This window comes from Flavobacterium succinicans (assembly GCF_001662485.1).
Taxonomy (GTDB): domain Bacteria; phylum Bacteroidota; class Bacteroidia; order Flavobacteriales; family Flavobacteriaceae; genus Flavobacterium; species Flavobacterium succinicans_A.
In genome coordinates this window covers 1-7,796 of sequence record NZ_JMTM01000023.1, presented here as the reverse complement: position 1 = coordinate 7,796, position 7,796 = coordinate 1, and the positions used below count along the sequence as shown (strand labels likewise).

At 36.5% G+C, this 7,796-nt stretch carries 7 protein-coding genes and 1 pseudogene; 2 read left to right on the top strand and 6 right to left on the bottom strand.

Annotation, left to right across the window (positions count from 1 at the left end):
* Window positions 1-725, top strand: a 725-nt coding sequence (locus FLB_RS05295; RefSeq protein ID WP_157490545.1) for an OmpA family protein, incomplete at its 5' end; no start/stop codon positions are given.
* 71 nt (window positions 726-796) lie between these two features.
* Here the strand turns inward: FLB_RS05295 and FLB_RS05290 are convergent.
* From FLB_RS05290 to FLB_RS05280, 3 genes are all read right to left on the bottom strand, one after another.
* Entirely contained in the window at window positions 797-3,028 is a 2,232-nt protein-coding gene (locus FLB_RS05290) for a cation:proton antiporter (RefSeq protein WP_064714930.1), read from the bottom strand.
* A gap of 155 nt (window positions 3,029-3,183) precedes the next feature.
* Complete coding sequence (purB, locus tag FLB_RS05285) at window positions 3,184-4,530, bottom strand: adenylosuccinate lyase (protein ID WP_064714929.1); 1,347 nt, start codon at window positions 4,528-4,530, stop codon at window positions 3,184-3,186.
* Between the two features lie 58 nt (window positions 4,531-4,588).
* The gene (locus FLB_RS05280; protein WP_064714928.1) at window positions 4,589-5,296 is read right to left on the bottom strand and encodes an SIR2 family NAD-dependent protein deacylase; all 708 of its coding nucleotides are present in this window, start codon (window positions 5,294-5,296) and stop codon (window positions 4,589-4,591) included.
* 324 nt (window positions 5,297-5,620) lie between these two features.
* On the opposite strand from FLB_RS05280, the gene FLB_RS05275 reads away from it, so the two are divergent.
* On the top strand, window positions 5,621-6,280 hold the full coding sequence (locus FLB_RS05275; protein WP_064714927.1) for a TrmH family RNA methyltransferase: 660 nt from the start codon (window positions 5,621-5,623) through the stop codon (window positions 6,278-6,280).
* A gap of 132 nt (window positions 6,281-6,412) precedes the next feature.
* Here the strand turns inward: FLB_RS05275 and FLB_RS05270 are convergent.
* The 3 genes and pseudogenes from FLB_RS05270 to FLB_RS05260 all read right to left on the bottom strand — a co-directional run.
* Window positions 6,413-6,676, bottom strand: a pseudogene (locus tag FLB_RS05270) (hypothetical protein); the annotation flags it as partial.
* A gap of 86 nt (window positions 6,677-6,762) precedes the next feature.
* Window positions 6,763-7,458, bottom strand: a complete 696-nt coding sequence (locus FLB_RS05265) for a hypothetical protein (protein ID WP_064714925.1) — start codon at window positions 7,456-7,458, stop codon at window positions 6,763-6,765.
* Window positions 7,459-7,468: 10 nt separating this feature from the next.
* Window positions 7,469-7,796: AHH domain-containing protein (locus FLB_RS05260; RefSeq protein WP_157490544.1), on the bottom strand; the 328-nt coding region annotated here is incomplete at its 5' end.

Sequence of the window (7,796 nt, the reverse complement as noted above, 5' to 3'; positions counted from 1 at the left end):
AGAATCGCGATGGCGGATTAGGCTCGGATGATATTTATAGATTTATCAGTAAAGATAAGTGCAAACAAATCTTAAATGGAACTATAAGCGATAAGGCATCAGGGGCAGTTTTGGCAGGCGTACAAATGGTGCTTTTGAACAAAAAATACAAAGTAGTTGGCGAGACCACAACCGATGCATCAGGAAATTACAGCTTCAAGGTCGATTGTAGAAAAACCTACAGCGTTAGAGCCACCAAAGAAGACTATACCTCAAAAGAAGTAACCATTAAAATCCCTGAAATCAAAGGCCAAACCACAGTGGATTTACAACTAGAAGGCAGTATTTGCAAAGTAACCGTAGGCGATGATTTGGGCAAATGTTTTGGCATCAAAATGATTTATTTTGATTTGGATAAATCCAATATTCGCAAAGAGGCGGCTTTGGACTTGGCCAAAATCTTAGATGTATTACAACAAAACCCAACGATGAAAATCGACATCCGTTCCCATACCGATTGCAGACAAACGGCCAAATACAACCTGGCTTTGTCCGAAAGAAGAGCACAATCAACTATCGCTTGGTTAGTTTCCAAAGGCATCGATACATCAAGACTCACCGGAAAAGGCTACGGCGAATCGCAACTCATCAACGATTGCGGCTGCGAACCAACCAACCAATCCAATTGCACCGAAGAACAACACCAAATGAACCGAAGAAGTGAGTTTATTGTAACTGCGCTTTAATAGGTTTCTCTAAACCAAAAAATGCCCTCTGAATTTATTCATGAGGGCATTTTTTTATAGATTTAATTTTTTTATTCATGAACCAAATCGGTGAGTAGTTTTTTATCACCTACAATCCACAAGATATCATCTTTTTCGAGTAAAATACTTGATTCTGGATTCATGAATCGTTTCCCTCTCTTTTCAACGCCAACAACTAGACCTTTTGTTTTTTCACGAAGTTTTGATTCTTTTATACTTTTACCAATAAAAGCATGATTCTTCAATTCAATTTGTCTAAGCACAATATCGGGCTCTCTTACTTCTGGGGAAGCTTCAATTTCATGTTGATCCAAATATTTTTTGAAATCTTGAAGTTGTACATCCGTGCCAATCACGAATACTTCATCTCCAGGGAAAATACGTTCGTTAGCATCAGGAATATGAATGGTAATTTCTCCTCTTTTGATCGAGGCGATATTGATTCCAAGTTGTTCTCTAAGTTGCAATTTTTTTAAGGTTTCTCCAGCAATATTCGATTCGGCTGCAATATCAAAAACAGCCATGTGCCCGTCCCAAGGCGATAAATCACTACGACTTCTTTTGGCTTTGCTAATCTCTCTATCATTTAAATTGGATAAAAAATGATTCTCAATTTTATGATATTGATGATTTATTTTCTTTTGGAATAAAAAATAAAAAAGAATAGCAATTACAAACGCGACTAGGGCTATTTTTGGAGAAAAGAAAATATTTAGCAATAAACCAATGTAACCTACCGCCAGTAAAATTCTGAATAAGAAAAGCATAGCCATTGGTCCTCTTGATTTTCGGTCTTCTAAAAGAACAGAAACTTCGGCAACAGCTACTCTTCTTAGGGATAATGCCCAAAGAAATGGGGACAAAACAATCAGTGTGATTAAGGCACAAAGTGCTGAACCAAAAGGATACGCTTTCACTAAAGGCAAAACAAATCTTGAGGAAAGTACAATTACTGCCACAATAATGATGGAATGAATGATTACTTGTATTAAATAGGCATTGATGACAATTTTCCAATTATTTACAGTTTTTATAGCTTGAGTACTAGCACTATAGCGTTCAATTTTTTTAAGCCATCTTCTTGGAAGTTTTCTGCTCAAAAAATCAGAAAAAGGACCTGAAAATTTAATCATATATGGGGTACTAAAGGTCGTTACTGCCGAAACCGCTACAACTATTGGATACAAAAATGAACTGGTAACGTGCAGCGTAATTCCCAAAGTAGCAATAATGAAGGAGAACTCCCCAATTTGTGACAAACTCATCCCTGTTTGTACCGATTCTTTGAGAGGTTGTCCCGACAAAAGCGAACCCACAGTAGAGCTAATAGATTGACCTAATATGGTCACGAGCGATAATACCAAAACAGGAATAGCGTGTTCTTTCAATGCTTCGGGGTCAATCAGCATTCCGACAGATACAAAAAAGACAGCACCAAAGAGATCTTTTACAGGCTTTACCAAATGTTCGATATGTTCTGCTTGAGTAGTTTCGGCTATGATTGAGCCCATGATAAAGGCCCCAAGAGCAGGTGAAAAACCTACATTGGCCGCCAAAATTACCATTAGCAAACAAAGCGCTATAGATATGATTAGCAACATTTCATCGGTTAATAAATGCTTGGCTTTTTTTAATACAGTGGGAATGATAAAAATTCCACTCAAAAACCAAAGCACTAAAAAGAATACCAATTTAAAAATCGATTGAATCAACTCACCACCAGAGAAGTTATTACTCACTGCTATCGTCGATAAAAGGACCATCATCAAAATGGCAATTATATCTTGCACAATCAAGGAACCAATAACGTTTCCAGCAAAACGTTGTGCTTTTACCCCAAGTTCTTCAAAACTTTTTAGAATAATAGTCGTGGATGAAATCGATAAAATAACTCCTAAAAAAATACTATCCATAGTAGACCAATCGAATAATTGACCTACAGTATAGCCAAAAAACACCATAAATGCGATTTGAGTGATGGCAGTAATAGATGCCGTTCCGCCTACTTTTATGAGTTTCTTAAAACTAAATTCCAATCCTAAACTGAACAATAAAAAAATAACCCCAATTTCTGCCCAAACTTCAACACTCTTGGTGTCGCGAATGGTAGGAAAAAAATCAAAATTATTCCCGGCCAAGAAACCCGCAATCAAATAGCCCAAGACTAAAGGTTGTTTGAGTTTCTTAAATAACAATACCGCAATTCCTGCGGTCATGAGTATTAAACCCAAATCAGTAATTAATGGTTCTAAATGGGTAGATACTTCTGCAACTGCACTCATTGTTTTTTATTTATTTAAAAATTATAAAAATCTCGATTTTGGCTAATTTACAAAAATCGTTTTTCAAATCATTGTTTTGAGCCACAACAAAAAGTTAAAACCAAAAAAAGCTATCGGTTAGGATAGCTTTTTGAGATAAGTATGTTTTTTTTAATTTAAATCCCAATAAAATTACTTGGTGTGATTTGAAGTAATTCTGCCTTTATGGCATCAGAAACTTCTAACGTAGCAATAAATGCATGCATAGAATCTTTAGTAATCGCCTCGTTCGTTCTGGTCAAACCTTTTAGCGCTTCATAAGGATTTGGATAGGCTTCGCGACGTAAAATCGTTTGAATAGCTTCTGCAACTACTGCCCAATTGTTTTCTAAATCTTCGTGGAATTTACTTTCGTTCAATAGCAATTTGTTCAATCCTTTCAAAGTCGCCTCAAAAGCAATAAGTGTATGTCCCATTGGTACACCAATATTTCTCAAAACTGTACTGTCTGTTAAATCACGTTGCAGTCTTGATAAAGGTAATTTGGCAGACAAATGCTCAAAAATAGCATTGGCAATACCTAAATTTCCTTCAGAATTTTCAAAATCAATAGGGTTTACTTTATGTGGCATCGCCGAAGAACCAATTTCTCCTGCTTTGATTTTTTGTTTGAAATACTCCATCGAAACATACGTCCAAATATCGCGATCCAAATCGATGATGATGGTGTTGATTCTTTTTAAAGCATCAAAAAATGCAGCGAAATGGTCGTAATGTTCAATTTGAGTCGTTGGAAAAGAGTGGTGTAATCCCAAAATATCTTCTACGAATTTTTTACCAAATTGTCTCCAGTCAATTTGTGGATACGCTACGTGATGTGCGTTGTAATTTCCAGTAGCACCACCAAACTTAGCCGCAAAAGGAATGTTGAACAACAAACGCATTTGCTCTTCTAAGCGCTCTACGAAAACCCCAATTTCTTTTCCTAAACGAGTAGGAGAGGCAGGCTGTCCGTGCGTACGTGCCAACATAGGAACGTGAGCCCATTCTTGACTTAACTCTTTCAATTTGGCAATTAAACCAATCAAGGATGGCATATACACTTTTTCAAACGCTTCTTTTGTCGAAAGCGGAATAGCTGTATTGTTGATGTCCTGAGAAGTCAATCCAAAATGAATAAACTCTTTGTGAGCCGAAAGACCCAATTTTTCAAAAGCGTCTTTTATAAAGTATTCTACCGCTTTTACGTCGTGATTGGTAACTTTTTCAGTTTCCTTAATCCAAAGCGCATCTTCGGTACTAAAGTTTTTGTAGAGGTTGCGTAAACTCTCAAATACATTAGGGTTTACTCCAGTCAATTGTGGCAAAGGTTGTTCGCATAAGGCAATGAAATACTCGATTTCAACCAAAACACGGTATTTAATCAACGCTTCTTCTGAGAAAAAAGGCGCTAATGCAATTGTTTTATTTCTATATCTCCCATCAATAGGAGAAATGGCATTTAATTCGTTTAAAGTAGTCATTGTTGTGTTTTTTGTTCGAAAGGCACAAAAATAAGCATAAGTGTTCAGTATTCAGTTTTCAAGGCTTAGTTTTTTTCTCTAATTCCAATAACTTTTGTTGCAAAACAAGAATTCCTTCTGTAGCCTTCATAGCAATACAAGTCAGCGGATTTTTTACATTCGAAATCTTGGTCGCTTTGGGGTCAATATAAAAAATAGGAACATTTTCGGGAGCAAAATCCGTCAGTCCCGCCGCAGGATACACTTGCAACGAAGTCCCAATAATGGCGATATAATCAGCTTGTTCAACTAGAACAATTGCATCTTCTAGCGCAGGAACCGCTTCGCCAAACCACACAATATGCGGACGCAATTGGTTGCCGTTCGTATCAAAATCGCCCAGTTGCAAATCACCTCTCCAATCCAAAACATAGGACTCATTTCGTGTACTTCGTACTTTTAGCAACTCACCGTGCAAGTGTAAAACGTTCTGACTTCCCGCGCGTTCATGCAAATCATCTACGTTTTGTGTAACAATATAAACCTCGAAATCCTGTTCCAATTCCACCAAAACCTGATGCGCCAAATTCGGCTTGACCTCCAATAATTGCTTCCTTCTTTGATTGTAAAAATCCAAAACCAATGCAGAATTTTTTCGCCATCCTTCTGGAGTTGCCACCTCCATTACATCGTGCCCTTCCCACAATCCGTCGCTATCTCTAAAGGTTTTTATTCCGCTTTCAGCACTTATTCCGGCTCCTGTTAATACTACTAATTTCTTTTTCATTTGTCGAAAATTAATTTGTTTACCATTATTTGGGCGTGCCCACAGCTTCACAAAGGGGCATTCAGCAAGCGTGTTATGCGCCCCTTTGCGAAGCTGCGGTCGGGCTATCCGCGCTACTTCGGTAGCCAGCTCCTATCCCTCACGCAAAAAAAACATTACTCAAATAAAATCATTTTTTCATTCAAATCCCAATTCCAAAATCCAAAATCCAAAACTCAAAACTCAAAATCCAAATTCCAAAACTCAAATACTATTTACTAATCACTAAGGACTAATTATTAAGGACTAATTACTTTTCTTATTTTTGCCCAAAAAAAAGCAGGGATGATAGATTTGGATTACCTAGAATATTTAGAAGGATTTTTAACCGACAATAGAAAAGAGAATTTCTTAAAAGTACTCAAAAACAGAACCAATCATTTTACAGTGGTAGTCGAGGATGTGTTTCAAATGCACAATGCTAGTGCGGTTATGCGTAGTTGTGAGGTTTTTGGGGTACAAAATATGAATGTAATCGAGCAGCGTTTTGGTAAACGAATCGACAAACAAATCGCTATGGGCGCTCAAAAGTGGGTCGATATTACCCCATATGATTCGGTAAGCAATTGTATAGATACACTAAAAAGTAAAGGTTACCAAATCATTGCCACCACACCTCATACAGACGATTGTGATTTAGAGAATTTTGATTTTTCTAAACCCAGCGCTTTGTGTTTTGGTACCGAAAAAGAAGGTTTATCAGAAGAGATTATGCAAAAAGCCGATGGTTTTCTCAAAATACCTATGGTAGGTTTCACCGAAAGTTTGAATATTTCAGTATCCGCAGCAATTATTTTGCAAAATTTAACCAATAGATTACGCAATTCCGATATTCCTTGGCAATTAACCGAAGCCCAAATTCTCGAAAAACGACTCGATTGGGCACGAAAATCTATCAAAGACATCAAACGCATCGAGGCGCGTTATTTTGAGGAGAAAAAATAGCATTTGGCTTATGGCTTTTAGCTGTTAGCCTTGGAATTTGGAATTTAGAATTTAGAATTTGACTTTTTACCTTTACCAAAATAACAAAGGCTACCTTTTGGGTAGCCTTTGTTTTGTTATATAAAATTGGGTTTAGCTTACTAAAACCCAAGTTCCAGCAGCCAATAAGCTTTCAGCTTTTTTGTATTTCATCGTTTCTGTTTTACCAGTAGCTACTTCTTGAATAGTAACTGTGTCATTACGATTAATTTTAGGTTGGTCGCGAACAATAGTTTCAGTCACTTGACGGGCTTGTGTTTGCCCTGCCTCGCGATTGATACTTTCGCTGTTCTCGATTTCATCTTTATTCAATTGGTAATCGTCTTTCGGACGTTCTACTTCTTTAGCTTCTTGAATTCTTTGGTTTTTAGTTTAGCCAAAGAACGAGACTGTCGTTTTAAACAGCCTCGTTCTAGTTTTTTTTATAAAATCAAGTACAATTTTTACACATACTCAATGAGTACTCGATTTTGTATTTCCTCTATTTCTTCAAAGCGCATTCCAGTGAAACCATTGTCTAGGATCGCCTGTTTTAATCGCTCTGAGACATAATAACCCGCCATGCCATTATGTGCACACCTAAAAAAATCAACTTCTTGATTGCTTGTATTTAAAACAATTTTTGTGGGTTGAAGTTCACCAAAACTGTAATTACTACATTTATATAAGAAATCTACTTCGGATGTAATTTTAATCTCTTGATCTAAATCTTTGTACTGAAACGCACCAAGATCTTCAAATAATTTAAAGATGGATTTATCATAATCAATAAAATCACTTTTGTATTCATCTAAGTAGAAAATGTAATACGTGTAATCAACTTCTTTTTTCGTTGCTTTTATTTTCCAAGTCTGAAAAGGGCCATTGCAATAAGACTTTAAAAATGCTAAAAACGGTTCGTTAATGATTAGGTAATGTTGAATTGGAATCTCAACCATATGTATTAATGAAGTGGTCTTTGTGCTTTTGTAAAACTCCAATGTGGGTATAGCGGGATTCTTATGAATAGGATTAAACAATCCTTGAGTGCCAAAGGCACCATCATCATAGGGTCTGCCGTCCCAAGTTGTTTTTTGCACTTGGTGATAATGACCGATTTCTTTATTCTCTATCGAGTTTCTTAAACGGTAATATTTCATTTTATAGATTTTAAGGGATTAAATCGGCTATTTCACCTAATGAAAGGTTACGATTAGCTTCAATTGTCTTTTTAATTGTAGCAGTATATTTGGTAAGTTCATCATAGGCTTTCTCCATATTACCAGGTGCATTGTCATATAACTTTGTTAGATAGGCTTCAATTTTTTCTGAATATTTTTTGTGACCATTCAAATGAAAGTCAGCGGTCATAGCTATACCATTTGGGATGTCGTTGATGTGCCATGCGCTTTTGGTTTTTGAACTGTACTTGGCAGCAAGTTCTACTAATTTATGATTTGCTAATCCATAAGGAATAATGTGATGTGCATGTATGGCT